Source organism: Neolewinella agarilytica (assembly GCF_900110645.1).
GTDB lineage: Bacteria > Bacteroidota > Bacteroidia > Chitinophagales > Saprospiraceae > Neolewinella > Neolewinella agarilytica.
Genome location: NZ_FOFB01000032.1, coordinates 1 through 19565, shown reverse-complemented (window position 1 = coordinate 19565; position 19565 = coordinate 1). Strand labels below are relative to the sequence as shown.

Sequence of the window (19565 nt, the reverse complement as noted above, 5' to 3'; positions counted from 1 at the left end):
CAGAGGGATCCCATCGCGATGAGGGCATAACACCTATCCCAAATCAACCAGTGTCGCCTCCAACGCGCGGCAGCCCTACATTACTACCGAACTACAGTACTACCTTAATCCCATCCGCCAATTCCTGCGCCCGGGCCGCCGTCCCGGCCTCCGCATAAACCCGCACGATGGGCTCCGTATTGGAGGCCCGCAGGTGTACCCAGCCGTCGGGGAAATCCAGCTTTAAGCCGTCGATATCGTTGGACTTTACGTCGGGGAACTTCGCCCGTACCCGGTCAAAGGCAGCGTCCAGGTCGTAGGTTTTGTCTACTTCCTTCTTGTCCTTGATCATCTCGTAGTGGGGGTAGCCATCACGGAGTTCGTTGATGGTCTTCCCGGAGGTCGCCATGTGGCTGAGCACAAGCGCGAGCCCGATGAGCGAGTCGCGCCCGTAATGCAGCTTCGGGTCAATGATGCCGCCATTACCCTCGCCGCCAATGACGGCGCCGATGGCTTTCATTTTCTCTACCACGTTAACTTCCCCTACGGCGGAAGCCTGGTATTCCTGCCCGTAGCTGGCGGCTACATCCGCCACAACGCGGCTGCTGCTCAGGTTGCTGACAACCGGGCCAGGGTCTTTGCTCAGCACGTAGTCCGCTACTGCTGCCAAAGTATACTCTTCGCCGATCCAGCGGCCGCCGGGGCCAACGAGGGCCAGGCGGTCCACATCCGGGTCTACGGCAATCCCCAGGTCTGCGCCGCTCTTTTTTACCTGCTCCATGAGCTCACCGAGGTACTGCGGCTGCGGTTCGGGGTTGTGGGCAAACTGTCCGTTCAGCTCTCCGTTGATGACTTCACAACTGACGCCGAGGGCTTCGCATAAGGGCGGAATGGAGATCGCACCAACACTGTTAACGGCATCGAGAACCGTCGTGAAGCCGGCTTTTCGGATGGCTTCCACCTCAACGAGAGGATGCTCCAGCACCGCCTTGATGTGCTGGTCCAGGGCGGTGGTGTCACGGATGATGGTGCCCAGGTCATCGACTTGAGCGTAGGTGATGTCTCCTTCGGCAGCCATGGCCATCAGGTCCGCTCCGTCGATGGCGGAGATGAATTCCCCCTTGCTGTTGAGTAGCTTCAGGGCGTTGTATTCCTTTGGGTTGTGGCTGGCAGAAAGAATGATGCCGCCTCCGGCCTGATGAAAAACGACGGCCATCTCTACGGTAGGCGTTGTGGCAAAGTCGCAGTCAATGACGTCGATGCCCAGGCACTGGAGGGTGGCGGCGGTGAGGGCGGTCACTACCGGCCCGCTGGGCCGGCCGTCCCGGCCGATCACCACGCGGGGCGCTGCCCCGCTTTTCAACAACCAGGCACCGTAGCCCGCTACGTTGGTGACAATGTCTTCAGGGGTGAGGTTGTCACCGGCTTTACCGCCGATGGTGCCACGAAAGCCGGAGATGGATTTTTTGAGAGGCAAGGGAGTGGATATTTTGTTTGATGCTCGTTTAACGTACAGCCGATGGACCGTAGCGGTCGCGAAGGTAATACGAATTTGAGGGCAAAGGTAAAGCTGACCACCTTCTGCTTTACCTTTGCCTTTAGCATGAGTTTAGACCAAAGCATTTTCGATTTCATCAATCAGGGGTTAGCTAACCCTTTCTTTGACGCCATCCTGCCGGTATACCGGGAGAAAACGACCTGGATACCGCTGTACCTGATTATGGTTTTTCTGCTCTGGCGCGCCTATGGTGTAAAGCGCACCCTCTGGTTGCTGGCCCTGATTGCCGTAACTCTTGCCCTTGCGGATCAACTGGCCGCCAGCCTGCTTAAACCCTGGATCGGGCGGCTGCGCCCCTGCGCAGAACCCTCAGTGGCGGATCATGCCCGGATTTTAGTTGGCTGTGGGGGGAAATACAGCTTTCCCTCTAACCATGCAACCAATCATTTTGCGCTGGCAACAATTCTTAGCTTAACTTGGCTGAAGGGAAAAGCCTTTGGCTGGCGGCTGGCCGTTTTTCTGTGGGCCGCCACTATTTCGGTAGCGCAGGTCTACGTTGGTAAGCACTACCCGGGAGACATCCTGGCCGGAGCTGTTCTGGGAAGTAGTATTGCATGTTCCACTGCCTGGGTTTACTTCCAATGGCTGGATAAAGACACAATTATTGATTAACGGCTTTCAAACAAAGCTTCCGACTAAGAGTCCCCCTCCAACAGATTTTCACCCGCACACGCTTCCATATGATTAATCAGGTACGCCAAAACTTTAATAACACTTTTACCGAAGAGGCCTATCAGCAAATGATGGCCTGGCTGGAGGAGCAGTACAATCATGCCCCTAAGTTTCACGTAGCGGAATCGCCCATTTTTATTCCTGCAAAAGTAAGAGGCCGGCTCTTTCAGGCCTGTGAAGATTGCCTGGAGGTGGTGTTGTCACCTGGCTTTGCGGAGCGATCACGAGCAGCTATCCCTCCGGGGGAGTTTGTCCCAAAACAAAACGAACGTCCACTTTTCCTACAGTTTGATTTTGGCATGTGCCTTGACGAAGAGGGAGAGGTTACGCCGCAGCTCATTGAAGCCCAGGGCTTTCCTTCGCTGTATTTTTTTCAGTACTTACTGGACCAGAGCTTCCGGAAACATTTCCCCATTCCCGAAGACTTTACCTGCCGCTTCGGCGGCATCGATCAGGAGAATTACCTGGCCTTACTGCGCAGAGCTATTCTGGGAGAACACGAGCCGGAGAACGTTATCCTGCTGGAGGTCGATCCTGCCGGACAGACCACCCGGATCGACTTCATCGTCTGCTGCGCTGAGTTAGGTATTGCAGAGACCTGCATCAGCGAAGTAGAACTGGAAGATGGTAAACTCTACTACCAGCGAGATGGTAAACGCACCCAGGTGCACCGAATCTTTAACCGGGTTATTTTCGATGAGTTGAAAGCCCGCCCGGACCTGAAGCGAACCTTCAATATGATTGAGGAGGCCGAAGTAGAGTGGGCCGGCCACCCGAACTGGTTTTTCCTGCTCAGCAAGTTTACCCTTCCGTTTATTGACAGCCCCTACGTGCCGGACACCCGCTTCCTGCACGAAGTCAAAGAACTCCCGCAGGACCTGGAGGAATATGTCCTCAAACCACTCTACAGCTTTGCCGGTGCAGGCGTAGACCTGCACCCGTCGGCGGAGAAGATTGCGGCCATTGAACAGCCTGAACACTATATCCTGCAGAAAAAAGTAACCTACGCAGATATTATTCAAACGCCTGATGGCCCCGCCCGGACGGAAGTCCGCATGATGTACGTCTGGCCCGATGGAGAAGAAAAGCCCATCCTGCTCAATAACCTCGTGCGCCTCTCCAAAGGAGAAATGATCGGAGTACGTTACAACAAGGGGAAAACCTGGGTAGGGGGAAGCCTGGGGTATTTTGAGCCTTAGGCAAGAGTGTTTTACTACTGCTTCCCCAGCGCAGAATAAACCTGCTTCCGCATTTTCTCTCCGATGGATCCCGTGTAAGGGCTGCGCTGTGTCATCAGAATGGCAAAAAGATTATTGACCGGGTCCACAAAAAAGAACGTTGAGTAAGCACCGCTCCAGTAGTAGTTGCCGGCACTTCCCAGTCCATCTTTTGGTATCTCGGTGTCGATACCAAAGCCAAGGCCAAAGCCTTTACCCGCAGGGTAGGGGATATCTCCCAATTGATTGGAAGTCATCATTTCTAAGGTGGATTTCTTCAGTAGTCGACCTCCTTTATATTTTCCGTCATTAACGAGCATCCGGCAGAAGGCTGCATAATCGTCTATGGTGGACAACAGACCGTGGGAACCACCAAAAACCTGATTGCCCATGGCGCCCATCTGCATAGGGTCGCGTACCAGCTTACCGTCTACCTGTTTATACAGTTTGGCCATCCGGGCTGCCTTTTCCTCGGGCAGGTTGTAACCGGTAGAGGACATTCCGAGTAGGGCAAAAATGCGTTGCTGCAGGAATTCAGCGGCGGTCATGCCGGAGAAATGCTCAATGAGCAGCGCCAGGATATCAGGCGAGGCGCTGTAAGACCACTGCTTGCCTGGCTGACCGATCAGGGGAAGTTCCGTAAGGGTTTTAACCCGGCTGGCAATGTTTTCCTGCGGCACATAATAAAGGGCCATAGCGATCTCATTATCGAGCTTAGACCCACTCAGGCCGTGAGAAAACCCCGCAGTATGTGTCATTACCTGACGGATGGTAACCGGATGGTCAGCGGGAACCGTCGGGCCATCCTTGCCTTCAGTGACACTCTTGGCTACCCGTAAGTTGTCGAACCCATCGAGATAGGAACTAACCTTATCGTCTAGCTTAAATTTCCCCTCCTCCCAGAGCAACATGGCGGCAAGGGTGACTATGGGCTTGGTCATGGACATCAGGTGAAAGACCTGATCTTCTGCCATGGGAATATCTTCTTCCAGATCAGCATGACCGAAAGCGCCGCGGTGTAACACTTCGCCGTCTTTGACGACCAAAGAAACGGCTCCGGCAAATTCTTCCCCGGCAATCTGCTCTTCTATAAATGTTGAGTAGGCAGAAAAAGTGCTTGGTGCCTGAGCAGCAAGCAAAGAACCAATGAATAAAAGGGGAAGAAGAAAGCGGATCATGGTCAAGCGTATTATTTCAGGTAAGTTAGGGTATTCTCTTATTTAGTGAGATTTTCATCGCCTGTCCAACCCCCATTGAACCTGCGGTAGCGCAGAAAAGGTGGTTAAACAGACTTATTTACGGCTTGAAGTGAACAAGTGGGCCGTAGCTTCTGCTTAAAAGATACAACCAACAAGAAAAATACTATGGGCATTCTATCCTGGATCATTCTCGGCCTCATCGCCGGCGCTATCGCAAAATACATTCACCCCGGACCAGACCCCGGCGGCTGGCTTGCCTCGCTGATTATTGGCGTCGTGGGCGCAATGGTGGGCGGTTTTGTCTTTAACCTGGTAGGGATGAGTGGCGCCTCCGGTGTTAACCTCTGGTCAATTATCGTGGCTACCGTAGGAGCTGTAATCTGCCTGGCGCTTTACCGCCGGTTTGCCTGATTAGCTCACCTGACGAATAAAAAGCAGGCCAGCCGGAAATTTCCGGCTGGCCTGCTTTTGTTTTTAAACCCTAGTCACCACCCCGGCGGCACTCTTTCAGTTTTAGGAAGACACCTTATATTGAGGACATCAATACAGACTGAAAGCTTTTCAAGTCGCTTCCTCTTTGTCAAACCCAAAACAGTATTTACATGGGCATTCTATCCTGGCTTATTCTCGGACTAGTAGCCGGTTACCTCGGCAAAATGATTCACCCCGGCGAAGAAGGCGGCGGTTGGCTGATGACTATGCTGCTCGGCGTAGCGGGCGCAGCCCTTGGCGGAGCGGTCAGCACTTTGCTCGGTTTGGGAGATGCTACAGGCCTTGACCTTTGGTCCATCATCATCGCAACGGCGGGTTCGGTGCTGGTGCTGATGATCTATTACCGGATCAAGGGACGGCGGCAGGCTTAAATCAAGCCATCAGCTCCAGTCGGTTTCCCTCCGGGTCCAGTACTACACTCTCGTAATATCCATCTCCCGTTCGGCGGGGAGGGCCGACTACGCTCAGACCGGCAGCTTGCATCCGGCCCGTCATTTCGTCGACGGCAGCTTCGCTGCCGAGCTGAATCGCAAAATGCGTCAGGCCCCGAAACTCTGCCCCCGGAGCTATCGTATCCTCAACGTCTGGCCGTTGCATCAGCTCGAGCCGGGCTCCTTCTCCGAAGGTGATGAAATAGGACCGGAACTGCTTCTTTTCGTTGTGGTACATCGCGTTCGCGGTAGCGGAAAACCATTGCTGGTAAAAAGCCCGCATTCCTTCGAGGTCATTAACCCAAAGGGCCAGGTGTTCAATTTTGATCATCGGTTTTCTAATTGTCAGCTTTAACTGAAAGGGTAATCTCCAGCCGCTCCTCCGGGGCAGTTACCGCATTCAATACCTTAAATTTCAGATCAACCGAAGCCAGTTGCCGCAGGGTCATAACCTGGATGGTAGTGCTGGCATTAGGGTGCAATTCGATGAGACCTAAATCGCTTTGCAGGGAGTATCCGCTGGTGTTTTCCAGAATGTACTCGCAGTCGCTTTCGTTGTGGATCGTGATGTCGATGACGGAAGACGGTCCGCGATAGGCAGCATCTTCCACGGACAGGGAAGCTTCCACAACGGCTTTCAGGTGCTCTTCTTTGCCCACCAAGGTGTTTTGAAACCAGGCAACGGTGCGGCCGGCCATCAGGGCTGCCTTCAGGGAGGCCTGGTTTTTTTCTTCAGCAAGGACGAGTGTTACCGGGCGGTGACCACCCTCATGGACGTGATATTGCCAGTCCACCAAGCCGTGTACATCGGAGGTGCCCATGATGGTGAGGTCGTTGTCCAACGCCACCTGCAGTGCTTCCTTCGAGATTGTCAGGTCGTTCACCACCTCAATGCCGTGTAGGAGGCCCTTGTCGATTAATTCCCGGTGCATGGGGGTGAGTTCGGCTACGCCATCTTTGCGTTGGGCCACCCAGTTGGGGTGGTTCCAGAAGGTAAAGCCGCCCTGGCGGTTAGCTTCCAGAAAGGCTTCCATCGGGTCATCAACGATGAGTTTGTTGGCGTCTTCGATGAAGACGGCATTGGTGTGTCCGGGCGGCAGGCTGCGGGTGATCTCGGCGCCGCGAATGACCATCAGGTCGTAGGGGCGGGCGAGTTCTTCGCCCAGGTCATGGGCGCGGTTGCGGTCGGGGTGGGGGATGTCTGCTGCGTGCGGCTGGTATTCCAGATGCTCGGTGAAGGAGAAGGCATCGAGGCTGTCCCGGACGGCTTCCTGAATCCGGATGTCGGGCCAGACGCTGCCATCGGAAAATACGCTGTGGGAGTGCAGGTCGACGATTAAGGTCAGGTAATCCCTGGTATCCGGGAAGTGAATACCCCGCTCATGGCTGTGATGTTGGTGCTGCTGCGCCAACAGCGGAAAGCAAAACAGGGAGAAAAGGAGGCAGGTAGTGGTCTTCATATCCGCAATGTAACCTGTTTGTCGCTTTTGGGCGCTCACCGCAGGTGCTAGGTGTGGATATATGAGCAAGGATTTTAATCGGTCTCTCCGGCGGGGCGGCATGGCTTCGCTAAGCCCTTCGTTGGCTGGCAAAGCAACCCTTCATTGCTCTTTGTCGTCCTTACCCCTGCACCTGCGGACCCGCGCCGTGCCTGCCGAAGTGTCCGCGCCAACTCCGTTCGTCGAAAGAATGGACATCTATGGCCCGGACCAGCGTTTTTACGCGTAATTTCCAACCTTTTAAAATTTAGCCCATACCACTATGTTACACAGATTATGCCTGCTGATCGCGGCTTGCTGCCTAACGTCACTGACGATGCAGGCCCAGACCCGCCTCCTGTCGTCTCCCGCCATCAGCCAAAACAACATTGCCTTTACCTACGCCGGTGATCTATGGATTGCAGACCGGAACGGCGAAAACCCCCGCCGTCTTACCATCGACGAAGGCATTGAAGCCGCTCCCGTATTCAGCCCCGACGGAAAAACGATCGCTTTTACCGCTCAATACGACGGTAATTTCGATATCTACACCGTCTCCGCCCAGGGCGGAATCCCCAAACGTCTTACCTGGCACCCGGCCCAGGACATCGTCCGCGACTTCACCCCCGACGGTAAGAAGATCCTCTTCGCTTCCACCCGCGATGTTTTCACCGGGGCCTTCACCCACGCCTTCACCATCGGCCTGGACGGGGGCAAAGCTGAACCTCTTGGCATTCCCACCATCAATCACGCCGTCTACTCGCCAGACGGCAAATACCTCGCCTACACTCCCCTGAGAGATCGCTTCTCCATGTGGAAAAACTACCGCGGCGGCACCATCTCCCGTATCTGGGTAATGAACCAGTCAGACAAATCCGTCGTCGAAATTCCCAAGCCGGAGGGCGGGAGCAATGACAGCCAGCCGCAGTGGATTAAAGACGAAGTCTATTTCCTCAGTGACCGCAACCAGGAGTTCAATGTCTACCGCTTTAACCCTGCTTCCAAAGCCGTTACTCAGATCACAAAATTCAAGGACTTCCCCGTGCTGAACCTGAAGGCCGGCGGCGGAAAGCTCATCTTCGAACAAGCCGGTTACCTGAACGAGCTGGACCCGGCAACGGGTAAATCAACGCCAATCAACGTTACCATTAATACGGACATCATTGACGTGCGGCCTTATTGGGTGTCTGGCGGAGAGAACGTCCGGCATGCCGGCGCTTCTCCGTCCGGTAAGCGAATTGTGGCCGACTTCCGTGGCGAAGTCCTTACCGCACCGGTGAAAAACGGTGATGTGAACAACCTGACGAATACTTCCGGCGTACACGAAACGCACCCGCGCTGGAGCCCGGATGGTAAGACGATTGCCTACTTCTCGGATGCTTCAGGAGAATATGCGCTTCACCTTTTCGATAATTTGCGTAAAGAAGCCCGGGCCATTCCCTTATCGGGATCCGGTTTCTATGCCTTTCCGCACTGGTCGCCCGACAGCAAAAAGATTGCTTTTGTGGATAATGGTCGGGCATTCTACGTACTGGACGTAGAGAGCGGGATGGTCAAAAAAGTAGACGAAGACACCTTCTATTTTCCGGGTGATTTCCGGGACCTGTTCGGTTCCTGGTCAAAGGACAGCCGCTGGCTGGCCTATTCTAAAATTACGGAAACCAACTTCGAGCAGGCATTTATTTACAACCTGTCTACGGGAGAATCGAAGACCGTATCCGACCCACTGGCTAACGTGACTGATCCCACTTTCGATGCTTCCGGAAAATACCTGTACCTCTCCGCCTCCACTGATGCCGGGCCGGTGATCAATTGGTTTCAGCAGTCGAGCAATGATATGCGGATTACCAATGATATCTACCTGCTGACCTTGCAGCGTGACGAAGTCTCTCCCCTCATCCGCCGCAATGATCTGGAAGAAATTGAAGAAGAAGACGAGGAAGAAACCGGGGAGGAAGAGGAAGAAGATGACGACTCGATAACGATCGACTTCGACGGCCTCGAAACCCGTATTGTTCACCTGCCCATTGGTAACGGTAATTTTTACAACCTCGAATCGGCCAAAGACGGAGAATTACTCTACATCTCCCGCACGGACGCCGGCACGTCCATGCACCGCTATTCGCTCTCCGAACGGGAGGACAAAGAACTGATGCCCGCTAATTGGTTTGAGGTGACGGGCGACGGAAAGCACCTGTTCGTTGGAAGTCGCGGGCAGTGGGGCGTTACCTCGGTCGGTAATCCTTCGCCAAAAGACCTGAAATCTCCGGACGCCTACGGCATGAAAGTGAAAATTGAGCCCCTGAAGGAGTTCCCTAACATCTTCAACGAGATGTGGCGCGTCAACCGGGACTACTTCTACGATCCCGGTATGCACGGCGTTGATTGGGACGCCATGAAAAAGAAGTATGAAGTCTTCCTGCCGCACGTCAAAACCCGTCCTGACCTCTATCGGGTGATGGAGTGGATGGGCTCCGAACTCGGCGTTGGCCACCATCGCTTCGGCAGCCGGGGCACCCGGCTGAACAATCCACCCCGCGTGGGTGGCGGTCTGCTGGGAGCAGACTTTGAGGTGGCCAACAACCGTTACCGCATCACCAAAATTTACGGTGGGCTGAACTGGAACGGTAACCTCCGTTCTCCACTCACTGAACCCGGTGTAAACGTGGAAACCGGTGAATACATCCTGGCCGTAGACGGAGAAGAAGTGAGTGGAAACGATAATCTTTACCGCTTTTTCGAAGAGAAAGCTAACCGGCTGGTGGAGCTGAAAGTAGGCCCCAACGCGGATGGCAGCGGAGCGCGCACGGTAACCGTTACGCCCGTGAGCAATGAGTACGGGCTGAGAAACCGCGATTGGGTAGAAGGCAACATCGCTAAAGTTGACGAAGCGACTAACGGGCAGGTCGCTTATGTCTACGTTCCGAACACCGGTGGTGGAGGCTTCCAGTACTTTAAGCGCTACTTCTTCCCGCAGGTGAATAAGAAAGCCATCATTGTCGATGAGCGTTTTAACGGCGGCGGACAGATTGCTGACTACTACATCGAGCACCTGATGCGCCCTTACCAAAACAGCTGGACGTACCGCTACGGGAAGGATCAGCATGCTCCCGTAGCCTCCATTCAGGGGCCGAAGGTGCTGCTGACCGACGAAACAGCCGGCTCCGGCGGAGACCTCTTTCCTTACCTCTGGCGCAAAAACAACCTCGGCCCCATCATCGGTAAGCGAACCTGGGGCGGCCTGGTCGGTGTACTCGGCTACCCCGAGTTCATTGATGGTGGCTCCGTGACGGCGCCCAACGTTGGCTTTTGGGACAAGGATGGCTACCGCGTGGAAAATGAAGGCGTAGCGCCGGATATTGAGGTGGAGCAGTTCCCCGCCGAAGTAATGGCGGGTAAAGATCCACAACTGGAGCGCGCCATCGCTGAAATCCTGAAGTCACTGAAAGCTAATCCCGTGGTTGAGCCCAAACGACCACCCTTTGAGAAGCGGGGAAGTGCGAAGTATTGATAGACGGTAAACAGTGAGTTTACGCGAATTACGGGGTGAAAACGCTCAGTAAAACTACACCGAGGGCATTTAGCCCGTAATTCGCATTTTTGGAGCATTTTACCGTCTACCCTCTACCCTCTACCGTCTACCCTCTACCCTCTACCGTCTACTGTCTACCGTCTACTGTCTACAAAGTAGCCACCGCCACAAATCCCTCCTATCGGGTATCTTACCGCTATGAAAAACCCCTGGAAAACACTCTCGACAAAAATAGCCTACGACAATCCCTGGATCAGCATTGAGCACAGCGAAGTTATCACCCCCGGCGGAAGCCCGGGGATTTACGGCGTAGTGAACTTCAAAAACCACGCCATCGGCATTGTGCCGGTGGATGAAGAAGGCTATACCTGGCTCGTCGGGCAGTATCGCTATGCACTGAATTCCTACGAGTGGGAAATCCCCGAAGGTGGCTGTCCCGTAGACACCGACCCGCTGGAAACTGCCCGACGCGAGCTAAAAGAAGAAACCGGCCTGGTAGCCCGGGAATGGACCCGATTGATGGATTTTCATCTGTCCAATTCCGTTACCAACGAGTACGGCGTTGCTTATCTGGCCAGGGGCTTGTCTCAGGAAGAAGCAGAACCGGAGGATACGGAGGAATTGCAGTTGCGCCGGCTTCCCCTTCGGGAAGCCATTGAAATGACCCTGGACGGACAAATCAAAGACGCCCTGAGTATCATGGTTTTACAGCGGGTGGCCTTGCTTTTGGACAAGTATTGACTTTGGCCATCCGCCGGTTTCGGGCGGCTGCACGACAAAGCCTGAACGGCTTACACGCTTTTGGGTATCCTGAGCGACAAATCATTGTTTCAAAATTTTTTTTCGCTTGCTTGGGGGTATGGGCTTCTTTTGGTGTTCTATAGGTATAACCGCCATTTGAAAAGGGGATTTTTGCCTCCCTTGCCAAATGCTATTCGTTCCTGACCTCAACCAAAAGTGTTAACTATGCAAACCGCCGCAAAAATTTCCCTCCTGGAGCAATTTGACCTCTTTGATGCGCTTACCGAAAACGAAAAGTTAGCGCTGGCTGATGCTATGGAGCTCAGAAAAAAGCCCCGCTATACCATTATTTATCAGCCCGGTGAAGTGAGTGAACACATTTACCTGCTCTGCAAGGGATCGCTGAAAATCAGTACCCACAGTAGTGAAGGCAAAGAAGTGATTAAGCAATTGATTCATCCGGAAGCTATTTTCGGGGAACTGGCCCTGGTGGGGGAAACCCGTCGGTCGGAAACGGCTCAATCTCTGAAAGAAGAGGTTCAGTTCTACACTATTCGTGTCGCTGATTTTCAGCGAATCATGGCTAAGAACCCCATTTTGAGCCAGCGAGTCCTTCTTTTATTCGGAAAAAGGATGATGGCTGCGGAAAATAAACTGGAAGACCTTATCTTTAAGGACGCAAGAAGCCGCATTGTTAGCTTCTTACACCGGGTGGTGGCCGAACGTGGCCGCCAGGTAGGCTATGAAATGCTACTTAAGCATAGTCTCACTCATCAGGATATTGCCAACATTACTTGCACGAGTCGGCAGACAGTAACTTTGGTATTGAATGAGCTCCGGAAGGAAAATCTTATTTATTTCAATCGCGGCCGTATCCTCGTTCGTGACATGGAAACGCTGCGCGCCAGCGCAGCATAATATGTCTTGTTAGAAGGCTGATGATTGTGTAATTTTTGTTTAGTGTCTCTCTCATATTTGAAAATTTTCCCAATTACCGAAATTAAGGACGGTACGTCCTTTACGCCCTACGATTCAGTTCGTAGGGCATTTTTTATGCCTCTTCCGGAAGGATCAGACCACAAAATGAAAGCTCATAGCGTTTAGCAGTTACCATTTCCACTGCTTATGTTGATGTCACGTTTTGTACTTGTTTGTTGGTTAGCCATTCTGTTGACTTCCTGCTACTCCTTTCGGGGTATCTCTATTCCGGAAGGGGTGGAAACGGCCTATGTTCCTAATTTTACCGACAATGCGGTAGGAGCTCCGCCTACGCTCTACCTCGATCTGACGGAGAGTTTGCGCAACAAGGTTCGGGATGAAGCCCGGCTAACCATTACCGAAACGGCCCCGGATCTGGAACTCAACGGTACACTGGTCGATTTTCGCGTCTCTGCGGAAGGCGCAAGACCGGGGGACGAAACAGCGGCCTTCTCAGCCCTTAACCGCCTTACCGTCGTCGTTGCCATCGAATTTAAGAACCTGCGGAACCCCGATGAAGAAGGTTGGAAGCAGAATTTTACGGAGTTCTTCGACTTTGAATCAACGGCAACGCTGGCCTCTGTGCAAGACGAAGCACTGGAAGAAATTACGAAAAACCTGAACGAGAAAATCTTCAATAAGGCTTTTGCGGAAGAATGGTAAACGGCGCCGGCCGAGAGCTATTTAACGGGCCTGGCGTAGTAGAGTACACAGGTTTGCAGATCTGGCCGGTGGGCCAGTACCGGATGATCAAAGGAACTGTCGTAACGCATCCCTATTTTTTCCATCACCCGGGTAGAAGCAATATTTTGCTGGACGGCTACAGCGACCAGTTCGGGTAGTTTTAGCTCCTCAAAAGCAAAATCCAGACAGGCTTTGGCGCCTTCCGTAGCCAGGCCCTGCCCCCAGACGTCTGGATGCAGCCGCCAGCCGATGTCTACACAAGGGGTGAAGTGGGCGTCGTAATCCTGATACGAGATACCGATAAAACCGATGAGTCGCCCGCTTTCGCGAAGTTCCGTCGCGAAATAGCAATGGCCTCGCTCCTGTTGTTGCAGGTGCTGGCGATCAATGAATTCCTGGGTTTGCGCTTCGGTTTTGGTGGAGGGAAAGAATTCCATCACGCGGGCATCAGCGTTGATCTCGGCCATGGCCTTGAGGTCAGATTTTTGCCAGGGGCGGAGGAGGAGTCGAGGAGTAGTGATCATGTTTTGGGCGCTTACCGCAGGTGCAATAATAAGGTGCTGAGCAAAGTGAAGCAAGCCCGCCCCGTCAATTGATCAGATAAATAAACAAATAACTCAGCACGCCGAAGAATCCTAACAGCAGCCCGATCGGTGCCTGTATAACCCGGATGCCAACCTTCAACACTTTGTCCATAATACCATGAAAGCCAGTGACAGAGGCCAGGTACATGGGCAAAATTTTCCCTTCTCCACCTGCTTCAATTTTGGCTTCTTCCAAATTGATTTTGTCGAAACGGAAGAGGTTCGTCATCACGGTGAGGACTCGCCTTACGAGCCGGGCCACCAGCCCGCCAATAAAAGGGACCTTATTGCCAATGATGTCCGACGTGAGGGGAATAGTGATGAGATGCATCGTGCCCAGAAATAGTAGCTGCAGCACATCCTTCCGGTTACCCGCGTGGGTGCTGGTATTAAGGGCATCCATATCCTGTACGATGCCCTTCAGTATGTCCATCGAATAAGTCATGATGGCCCGGATGTCTGATCGGAAGCGGATGGTCAGGTAAAACAGGCCGGCGAATAAGCCGGTGATCAAGGCCAAAACCAGCCCCAACACGGCATATATCAGATGTTGGACGTGCACCAGGTCCAGCAAAAAGAACCCCAGCAGGTAGAGAACAAAGGCCAGCAAAACGGGGCGAATCGTCCAGCTTAGCACATACAACGGAAATACGATCAGTTCGCTGAGGCGTTCCGTCACTTCAGGGTCCCTGTATTTACTGATGTCTACCCCCAGTTCGGTTTGGATGCGTTGATCGAGGGCTTGTCTGTCAGCTTCGTTATGAATTTTCATCTTCGGGCTTCGTTTTGCTAAGGTATTGCTTTAAAGTGGAAAAGCTTACCCGGCGTACGCTGCTTCCAGCAGCGCCCGGCCAAAGCGGATTTCAGCCGCGCTACTTAGTTCTATCGCGTACGGAGTAGGCTTTGGCCGGTCGCGCGCGGAGGAGCGCCTACGCCGGGCCAGAAAAGCACTCTTATTCCAGGCGCTCTTCTAAGGCTGTGAGCGATTCCCGGCGGTAAACAAGCCGAGCCTCTTTTCCTGATGCGGTAATCCCCGCTAAATACAGTTCGCCATAGCCCTTTTGACAATAGTGTCTGATAATCGGTTCTAGTGCAGTCAACGGTGTGTTTTTATCCAGAAATACTAGTTTTTTTATTTTCTCTTGTAATCTCTCCGGTAGCTTTACCCGGTGTTGTTCGTCAAACAGCAAGAAATTATTTGAAAGGTCTGAGTCAATGATTTTATCTCCAAGTGAGATATACCACTCGTTAGGATAAATAGCGTGATATTCTTCTTTGACGGGCCCTACATAAAGGAAAGAAACAAGGGCGGGAGAACCAAGATCCGACAAGGTGTCCGTAAGTATCGGAAGCTGAATAGCCATTTTCGAATCAAGGAATAAGTCGTCAACACCACTACAATCTGGGTGTGGAAGCATTGTGCCAACCAGCTTATCGTTATCCTTAAGGGAGTAAACCTCCCAGCGATTATCTGCTTCGAGTTGATAGCGCCAGTTGCCCATCATACATTCACCACCCCAATGCATCGTCTGCGCCTCCCGGTCAATATATCCTCCCCAGCCGCCATAATAGAGTGGATGACTTTGATAAAGGAAACTGGTGTCGTCAAGAAAATCGATTGTAGACTCTATTGAATGATCTCGATTATGGATTAGGTGCCAATGTCCGTTCAATTCCGGGCCGGAATGACAGGAAAAAAAGAAAAGGAGGAAGAGAATAGGGAAAAGGCGCATAGGAAGAAGATGCAAACTTGTTTATTAGAGGTGGTTCATCCGCCGACTGAAGTCGGCGGTACAAACACCTCCGGAGTAAGAGGAATCACCCCCCGCTCCCGGCCTTGCTTCAGGAAAGCCCGCACCGCCCCCCGGCCCTGCGGGCCGAGGTTGAGCGAATAGTCGTTGACGTAAAGGGCGATGTGCTGCCGCATCACCTTGGGGTCCATCTCCTGGGCGTTGGCGGCGACGTAGTCCGCTGAAGCGGCGGGGTTGTCAAAGGCATACTGGACGGAGCGGGCGAGCACCCGATCGAAGGTCTGCTGCACCTCCTCCGGCAGGGAGCGTTTGATCACGATCCCGCCCAGCGGGATAGGGAGGCCGGTGCTTCCTTCCCAAAATTCACCGAGGTCGGCGATCTTATGCAGGCCGCGCTCGTGGTAAGTAAAACGGTTTTCGTGAATGAGCAGCCCGGCGGCAAACTCGCCGGAGAGCACCCGCTCTTCGATGTCGGAGAACAATACCTCGGTTTTGTCCGTCAGTTCGGGATAGGCAAGCCCCAGCAGGTAGTTCGCCGTGGTCAGCTTACCAGGAATAGCTACTGCCAGGGACCTCGAAGCGTCCCGGAGCGAAGCGGAGGGACCTTCGAGCGTCCGGTCTGGCGCAAAATTTTCGAGCGTCCGACCTCCCTCAGCTCCTCGAACCTCCCCCTGCACCAGCGTCCGCGCCAAATTCGCATCCGCCGTCACCAACAATGGCCCAACGCCCCGCCCCAATGCACTGCCGGCGTTCAGCAAAGCGTAGGTCCCGGTCAGGTAGCCGAAGGCGTGATAGCTCAGCTTGGTAACGTCCAGTTCCCCCGCAAGCGCCAGCTGATTCAGCTCCTCGACATCGCCCAGGCGGACGTCAAATTCCAGCCCTTCGGTGTCGATGCGGCCGTGGACGAGCGCGTCAAAAATGAAGGTGTCGTTGGGGCAGGGGCTGTAACCTAGAGAAAGATTCATGATTCTTGATTGGCGATTCTTGATTCTTGATTAAACCCCAGTGAGAAAACATAGTTTTAAATGTTGACCTTTGTGCCTTCTCGTGCGGTAGTCAAATCCAAAATCGAGAATCAAGAATCGAGAATCAAGAATCCCTTTCCCATGCATCTCCAAGTCCTTTTCGAAGACAATCACCTTATCGCCGTCAACAAACCCGCCGGCCTGCTGAGTCAGGGGGATGAAACCGGTGACCGGACCGTCATGGACTGGGTCAAAGCCTACATCAAACATCGCTACAACAAGCCGGGCGACGTTTTTCTGGGCTCCATCCATCGCCTCGACCGGCCGGTGAGCGGCGTCATCATTTTCGCCCGTACCAGTAAAGCCCTGAAGCGGATGACGGAGCTTTTCCGCGACCGGAAAGTGACCAAAACCTACTGGGCCATTACGACAGAACAGCCCGATCCGATTGAAGGAAGCCTGAAGGGCTACATCTACAAAGACACGAGTAAGAACCGTAGTAAAATCGTACCCAAAGCTGATTCTAACCGCCATAAAGGGGCTAAAATGGCAAAGCTCGATTACCGCCTGCTGGGTCGCGTAGGGACCAACATATTGCTGGAAGTGAAGCCCGAAACCGGTCGGCCGCACCAGATCCGGGTACAGCTGGCCGATCAGCTCAAAACACCGATTCACGGCGACCTGAAGTACGGTTCCCGCCTGCGTAATCAGGACGGCAACATCAACCTGCACGCCCGCAAGCTGGAGTTCCAGCATCCGGTGACGAAGGAAGCCGTAAAGATCGAGGCACCGATCCCCGAAATTGATCAATTGTGGCAGCTGTTTGCGGAGATGACGGAGTGGTAGAAAACGCTGGGCGTTTTCTTTAGACGCCGCTGCGTGGCTTTCAGGGCTTCGGTTTTAATGGATAGAGATGAAGAAATTTCTTGCGGACAGGCTGGATAAAATTCGGTCAGCGGGCAATTACCGCCAGCTGGCGGGCTCGGTCGATGGGGTAGACTTTTGGTCGAATGATTACCTGGGGCTGGCCAGGACCTCGAAGCGTCCCGGTAGGGACCTTCGAGCGTCCGAGATGGCCACCCGAGCGCCGCAGTACCCTGAGATGGCCACCCGGACGCTCGAAGGTCCCTCCGCTTCGCTCCGGGACGCTTCGAGGTCCTTGAACCCGTCCGGTGCCACCGGCTCAAGGTCCATTTCGGGAGATGCTGACGAATACCACGCCGTCGAGCAAATGATCGCTGATTACCACGGCCATCCCGCCGCCCTGGTCTTCAACTCCGGCTATACGGCGAATCTGGGGCTGCTCTCCGCCGTCCTAAAGCGCACCGACACGATCTATTACGACGAGCTCATGCACGCCAGCTGCCGCGACGGTATCCGGCTGGGGATGGCGAAGGCCATCCGCTTTCCGCACAACGACCTGCGTACGCTGGGGGAATTGCTGGCGACAGGCGGCCGGCCCGACGGACAAGTCTTCGTCCTCACCGAAGGCCGCTTCAGCATGGACGGCGACCTGGCGCCGCTGGCCGACATGGCGACGCTGTGCCGGCAGCATGGCGCCCACCTGATAGTTGATGAAGCCCATTCTGGTGGCATCGAAGGGGAGGGTGGTGCCGGCCTGGTGGCGGAGTTGGGCCTGCAGGAGCAGGTTTTTGCTACCGTTATTACCTACGGCAAGGCCTTCGGCGCCCACGGCGCTGCCGTGCTGGGCTCGCTTGCTTTGCGGGAGTACCTCGTCAATACCTGCCGCCCCTTCATCTACACCACCGGCCCGGCGCCCGCTCAATGGGAAGGCATTGCCCAGGCGTACGAGCGGATGACATCGTTGCACGCGGAGCGACTGGCTTTGCTCAACGAACGCATCCAGCAGTTCCGCCAGGGGATGTCCGAAGCGGGCCTGGCTCAGCTGTTATCGGAGGCCGACGGCCCGATACAAATCCTCCACCTGCCCGGCAACGAACGGGTGATGGCGGCCGAGGCCGCCTGCCGGGAGGCAGGCCTGCTCGTCAAAGGCATTCGCTCCCCAACGGTGGCCGTGGGCGAGGAGCGGTTGCGGATTTGTTTGCATGGGTTTAATACAGTGGAAGAAGTGGAGGGGTTGGTAGGGGGTTTGGTTGGAAATAATATATAGAAATACTTTTAGTCGTGATTTTTATTTCCCGTTTATTTCACTATGTTTGTTCTAGCATTATAATACTAAGATTCCTATTATGAAAAGTCGCAAGTCGCAAGTCGCAAGTCGCAAGTCGCTGCGTAATTTTTTCGCTTGTTTGCCTCTTTATGAGTGTTAACAGTTTCGCACAGAATTTATCTGGCGATTTCAAATACCAAGACTGTGGATGCGGCGGCGTAGTCGACCTTCAAATACACAATGGTTTGTATGGGCAGTTTGGTGGAGATCGTGTACCGGATGCTGATGAATATTCATTGGGAGCGATCACGGTCGCCAATTTGAACGATACCGATGGAGATACTATTGTAGATAATATTGACACTGTTGTTGCAGGTCAAAGTAATAATTACCGGGCTAACGGCCAAATCATTATTGACTCCCTAAGTATGGCAGATACATCGGTGGTTAATGCTTATGAAATAGTTCCAAGGCCAGATTCGACCGGTGATGTTTTCTGGACGCTAAAATTTGCTAGTGTACCTTATATGTATGATTCTATTGCGGTTTCTAATACCTCTTCAGCAGGGCCTTGGCTAATCCAATCCAACAATCTACGAGTTTTGATTAAACGGGGAGGGAATCGTTTTCCGAATAATATTCCCTTGCAATTTCTGGTGTTCAATCAAGCCGTTCTCCCCAATAATCAAATTTTCGTAACACCATGAAAAGACATTTACAACCCTTCCTTATCCGGTTCTTTTTTTTGGTTTTCATTACTGCTTACTGTAATAGCCTTGTCTTTGCTCAAGAAACGATGGATTATAAACTCAGAGCTGAGCAAAATACCGCAGGGTACAGAAATATCCCAATAGCTTCCGATACTGCACTTGCTTTCAGAATGATCGAAGTGGTCAACGAGAAAGGATGTGATACATTGATTTATCTTATAGGTAATGATCGTCGTGAAGATTTTCGTATGCCGTACGATAACGGTATTCACTCGAAAATTAAAAGCTTGATCGTTCAGAAAGTACTTTCCGATTCTCTTTGTGTTTGTGAGTTGCTCGACCACCTCGGGTTGTACGTTTCAGACCATGGCGGTGTATCAAATGTAAGGGTGAGAAGCTAGGTTTCGCTTCCATATGAAATAACGGATTGCCGATACATGATTATCAAAATCTTTTGAGAAAC

20 protein-coding genes are annotated in these 19565 nt (G+C 53.2%); 12 read left to right on the top strand and 8 right to left on the bottom strand.

Translation table 11 applies throughout. The features are described 5' to 3' along the window. Window positions 1-91: 91 nt before the first annotated feature. The gene (gene glmM, locus BM123_RS20960; RefSeq protein WP_090172588.1) at window positions 92-1456 is read right to left on the bottom strand and encodes a phosphoglucosamine mutase; all 1365 of its coding nucleotides are present in this window, start codon (window positions 1454-1456) and stop codon (window positions 92-94) included. Between the two features lie 126 nt (window positions 1457-1582). Here glmM and BM123_RS20955 point away from each other — a divergent pair, with 126 nt between their 5' ends. After that, window positions 1583-2149 (top strand): phosphatase PAP2 family protein, encoded by a 567-nt coding sequence (locus tag BM123_RS20955; RefSeq protein ID WP_175489498.1) that lies wholly within the window; start codon window positions 1583-1585, stop codon window positions 2147-2149. A 68-nt stretch (window positions 2150-2217) separates the two neighbouring features. Beyond that, window positions 2218-3408 carry a hypothetical protein gene (locus tag BM123_RS20950; RefSeq protein ID WP_090172585.1) on the top strand — a complete coding sequence of 397 codons (1191 nt, stop codon included), beginning with the start codon at window positions 2218-2220 and terminating at the stop codon, window positions 3406-3408. Window positions 3409-3422: 14 nt separating this feature from the next. Here the strand turns inward: BM123_RS20950 and BM123_RS20945 are convergent, their stop codons facing one another. Beyond that, window positions 3423-4604 carry a serine hydrolase domain-containing protein gene (locus BM123_RS20945; RefSeq protein WP_245748640.1) on the bottom strand — a complete coding sequence of 394 codons (1182 nt, stop codon included), beginning with the start codon at window positions 4602-4604 and terminating at the stop codon, window positions 3423-3425. Window positions 4605-4790: 186 nt separating this feature from the next. Between BM123_RS20945 and BM123_RS20940 the strand changes: the two genes are divergently transcribed. Next, on the top strand, window positions 4791-5036 hold the full coding sequence (locus tag BM123_RS20940) for a GlsB/YeaQ/YmgE family stress response membrane protein (protein ID WP_090172581.1): 246 nt from the start codon (window positions 4791-4793) through the stop codon (window positions 5034-5036). A gap of 191 nt (window positions 5037-5227) precedes the next feature. Then, entirely contained in the window at window positions 5228-5488 is a 261-nt protein-coding gene (locus BM123_RS20935) for a GlsB/YeaQ/YmgE family stress response membrane protein (protein ID WP_090172579.1), read from the top strand. A gap of 1 nt (window position 5489) precedes the next feature. Here the strand turns inward: BM123_RS20935 and BM123_RS20930 are convergent, their stop codons facing one another. Further along, on the bottom strand, window positions 5490-5876 hold the full coding sequence (locus tag BM123_RS20930) for a VOC family protein (RefSeq protein WP_090172669.1): 387 nt from the start codon (window positions 5874-5876) through the stop codon (window positions 5490-5492). Between the two features lie 10 nt (window positions 5877-5886). Then, on the bottom strand, window positions 5887-7008 hold the full coding sequence (locus BM123_RS20925; protein ID WP_090172577.1) for an Sb-PDE family phosphodiesterase: 1122 nt from the start codon (window positions 7006-7008) through the stop codon (window positions 5887-5889). Window positions 7009-7309: 301 nt separating this feature from the next. On the opposite strand from BM123_RS20925, the gene BM123_RS20920 reads away from it, so the two are divergent. The 4 genes from BM123_RS20920 to lptE all read left to right on the top strand — a co-directional run bounded on the left by BM123_RS20920 (window position 7310) and on the right by lptE (window position 12940). Beyond that, window positions 7310-10537: a S41 family peptidase gene (locus BM123_RS20920; RefSeq protein WP_245748636.1), complete on the top strand. Its 3228-nt coding sequence runs from the start codon at window positions 7310-7312 to the stop codon at window positions 10535-10537. A gap of 219 nt (window positions 10538-10756) precedes the next feature. Then, a complete protein-coding gene (locus BM123_RS20915) occupies window positions 10757-11299 on the top strand; it encodes an NUDIX domain-containing protein (protein WP_090172575.1) in 543 nt (180 codons plus the stop codon). 225 nt (window positions 11300-11524) lie between these two features. Next, window positions 11525-12217, top strand: coding sequence for a Crp/Fnr family transcriptional regulator (locus BM123_RS20910; RefSeq protein ID WP_090172573.1), 693 nt, complete (start codon window positions 11525-11527; stop codon window positions 12215-12217). A 213-nt stretch (window positions 12218-12430) separates the two neighbouring features. Then, the gene (lptE, locus tag BM123_RS20905) at window positions 12431-12940 is read left to right on the top strand and encodes an LPS assembly lipoprotein LptE (RefSeq protein WP_090172665.1); all 510 of its coding nucleotides are present in this window, start codon (window positions 12431-12433) and stop codon (window positions 12938-12940) included. 17 nt (window positions 12941-12957) lie between these two features. Here the strand turns inward: lptE and BM123_RS20900 are convergent, their stop codons facing one another. From BM123_RS20900 to BM123_RS20885, 4 genes are all read right to left on the bottom strand, one after another. After that, window positions 12958-13485: a GNAT family N-acetyltransferase gene (locus tag BM123_RS20900; RefSeq protein ID WP_090172571.1), complete on the bottom strand. Its 528-nt coding sequence runs from the start codon at window positions 13483-13485 to the stop codon at window positions 12958-12960. A gap of 64 nt (window positions 13486-13549) precedes the next feature. Beyond that, complete coding sequence (locus BM123_RS20895) at window positions 13550-14317, bottom strand: hypothetical protein (protein ID WP_090172569.1); 768 nt, start codon at window positions 14315-14317, stop codon at window positions 13550-13552. A 181-nt stretch (window positions 14318-14498) separates the two neighbouring features. Further along, complete coding sequence (locus BM123_RS20890) at window positions 14499-15278, bottom strand: hypothetical protein (protein ID WP_090172567.1); 780 nt, start codon at window positions 15276-15278, stop codon at window positions 14499-14501. Window positions 15279-15313: 35 nt separating this feature from the next. Beyond that, entirely contained in the window at window positions 15314-16261 is a 948-nt protein-coding gene (locus tag BM123_RS20885) for a menaquinone biosynthesis family protein (protein WP_090172565.1), read from the bottom strand. 141 nt (window positions 16262-16402) lie between these two features. Between BM123_RS20885 and BM123_RS20880 the strand changes: the two genes are divergently transcribed. The 4 genes from BM123_RS20880 (at window position 16403) to BM123_RS20865 (ending at window position 19503) form a co-directional block, all read left to right on the top strand. Continuing rightward, on the top strand, window positions 16403-17107 hold the full coding sequence (locus BM123_RS20880; protein ID WP_090172663.1) for an RluA family pseudouridine synthase: 705 nt from the start codon (window positions 16403-16405) through the stop codon (window positions 17105-17107). 67 nt (window positions 17108-17174) lie between these two features. Then, on the top strand, window positions 17175-18392 hold the full coding sequence (locus BM123_RS20875) for an aminotransferase class I/II-fold pyridoxal phosphate-dependent enzyme (protein ID WP_090172564.1): 1218 nt from the start codon (window positions 17175-17177) through the stop codon (window positions 18390-18392). Between the two features lie 149 nt (window positions 18393-18541). Beyond that, window positions 18542-19099, top strand: coding sequence for a hypothetical protein (locus tag BM123_RS20870; RefSeq protein WP_090172562.1), 558 nt, complete (start codon window positions 18542-18544; stop codon window positions 19097-19099). Beyond that, a complete protein-coding gene (locus tag BM123_RS20865) occupies window positions 19096-19503 on the top strand; it encodes a hypothetical protein (RefSeq protein WP_090172560.1) in 408 nt (135 codons plus the stop codon). The genes BM123_RS20870 and BM123_RS20865 overlap by 4 nt, the downstream gene beginning before the upstream one ends. Window positions 19504-19565 lie beyond the last annotated feature (62 nt).

Bases quoted from the DNA above. Each gene is read 5' to 3' on its own strand.
- BM123_RS20865 (WP_090172560.1), top strand. From the start codon at position 19,096: ATGAAAAGACATTTACAACCCTTCCTTATCCGGTTCTTTTTTTTGGTT.
- BM123_RS20915 (WP_090172575.1), top strand. From the start codon at position 10,757: ATGAAAAACCCCTGGAAAACACTCTCGACAAAAATAGCCTACGACAAT.
- BM123_RS20925 (WP_090172577.1), bottom strand. From the start codon at position 7,008: ATGAAGACCACTACCTGCCTCCTTTTCTCCCTGTTTTGCTTTCCGCTG.
- BM123_RS20910 (WP_090172573.1), top strand. From the start codon at position 11,525: ATGCAAACCGCCGCAAAAATTTCCCTCCTGGAGCAATTTGACCTCTTT.
- BM123_RS20880 (WP_090172663.1), top strand. From the start codon at position 16,403: ATGCATCTCCAAGTCCTTTTCGAAGACAATCACCTTATCGCCGTCAAC.
- BM123_RS20870 (WP_090172562.1), top strand. From the start codon at position 18,542: ATGAGTGTTAACAGTTTCGCACAGAATTTATCTGGCGATTTCAAATAC.
- BM123_RS20920 (WP_245748636.1), top strand. From the start codon at position 7,310: ATGTTACACAGATTATGCCTGCTGATCGCGGCTTGCTGCCTAACGTCA.
- BM123_RS20875 (WP_090172564.1), top strand. From the start codon at position 17,175: ATGAAGAAATTTCTTGCGGACAGGCTGGATAAAATTCGGTCAGCGGGC.
- BM123_RS20890 (WP_090172567.1), bottom strand. From the start codon at position 15,278: ATGCGCCTTTTCCCTATTCTCTTCCTCCTTTTCTTTTTTTCCTGTCAT.
- BM123_RS20935 (WP_090172579.1), top strand. From the start codon at position 5,228: ATGGGCATTCTATCCTGGCTTATTCTCGGACTAGTAGCCGGTTACCTC.
- BM123_RS20940 (WP_090172581.1), top strand. From the start codon at position 4,791: ATGGGCATTCTATCCTGGATCATTCTCGGCCTCATCGCCGGCGCTATC.
- BM123_RS20955 (WP_175489498.1), top strand. From the start codon at position 1,583: ATGAGTTTAGACCAAAGCATTTTCGATTTCATCAATCAGGGGTTAGCT.
- BM123_RS20950 (WP_090172585.1), top strand. From the start codon at position 2,218: ATGATTAATCAGGTACGCCAAAACTTTAATAACACTTTTACCGAAGAG.
- BM123_RS20895 (WP_090172569.1), bottom strand. From the start codon at position 14,317: ATGAAAATTCATAACGAAGCTGACAGACAAGCCCTCGATCAACGCATC.
- lptE (WP_090172665.1), top strand. From the start codon at position 12,431: ATGTCACGTTTTGTACTTGTTTGTTGGTTAGCCATTCTGTTGACTTCC.
- BM123_RS20900 (WP_090172571.1), bottom strand. From the start codon at position 13,485: ATGATCACTACTCCTCGACTCCTCCTCCGCCCCTGGCAAAAATCTGAC.
- BM123_RS20945 (WP_245748640.1), bottom strand. From the start codon at position 4,604: ATGATCCGCTTTCTTCTTCCCCTTTTATTCATTGGTTCTTTGCTTGCT.
- BM123_RS20885 (WP_090172565.1), bottom strand. From the start codon at position 16,261: ATGAATCTTTCTCTAGGTTACAGCCCCTGCCCCAACGACACCTTCATT.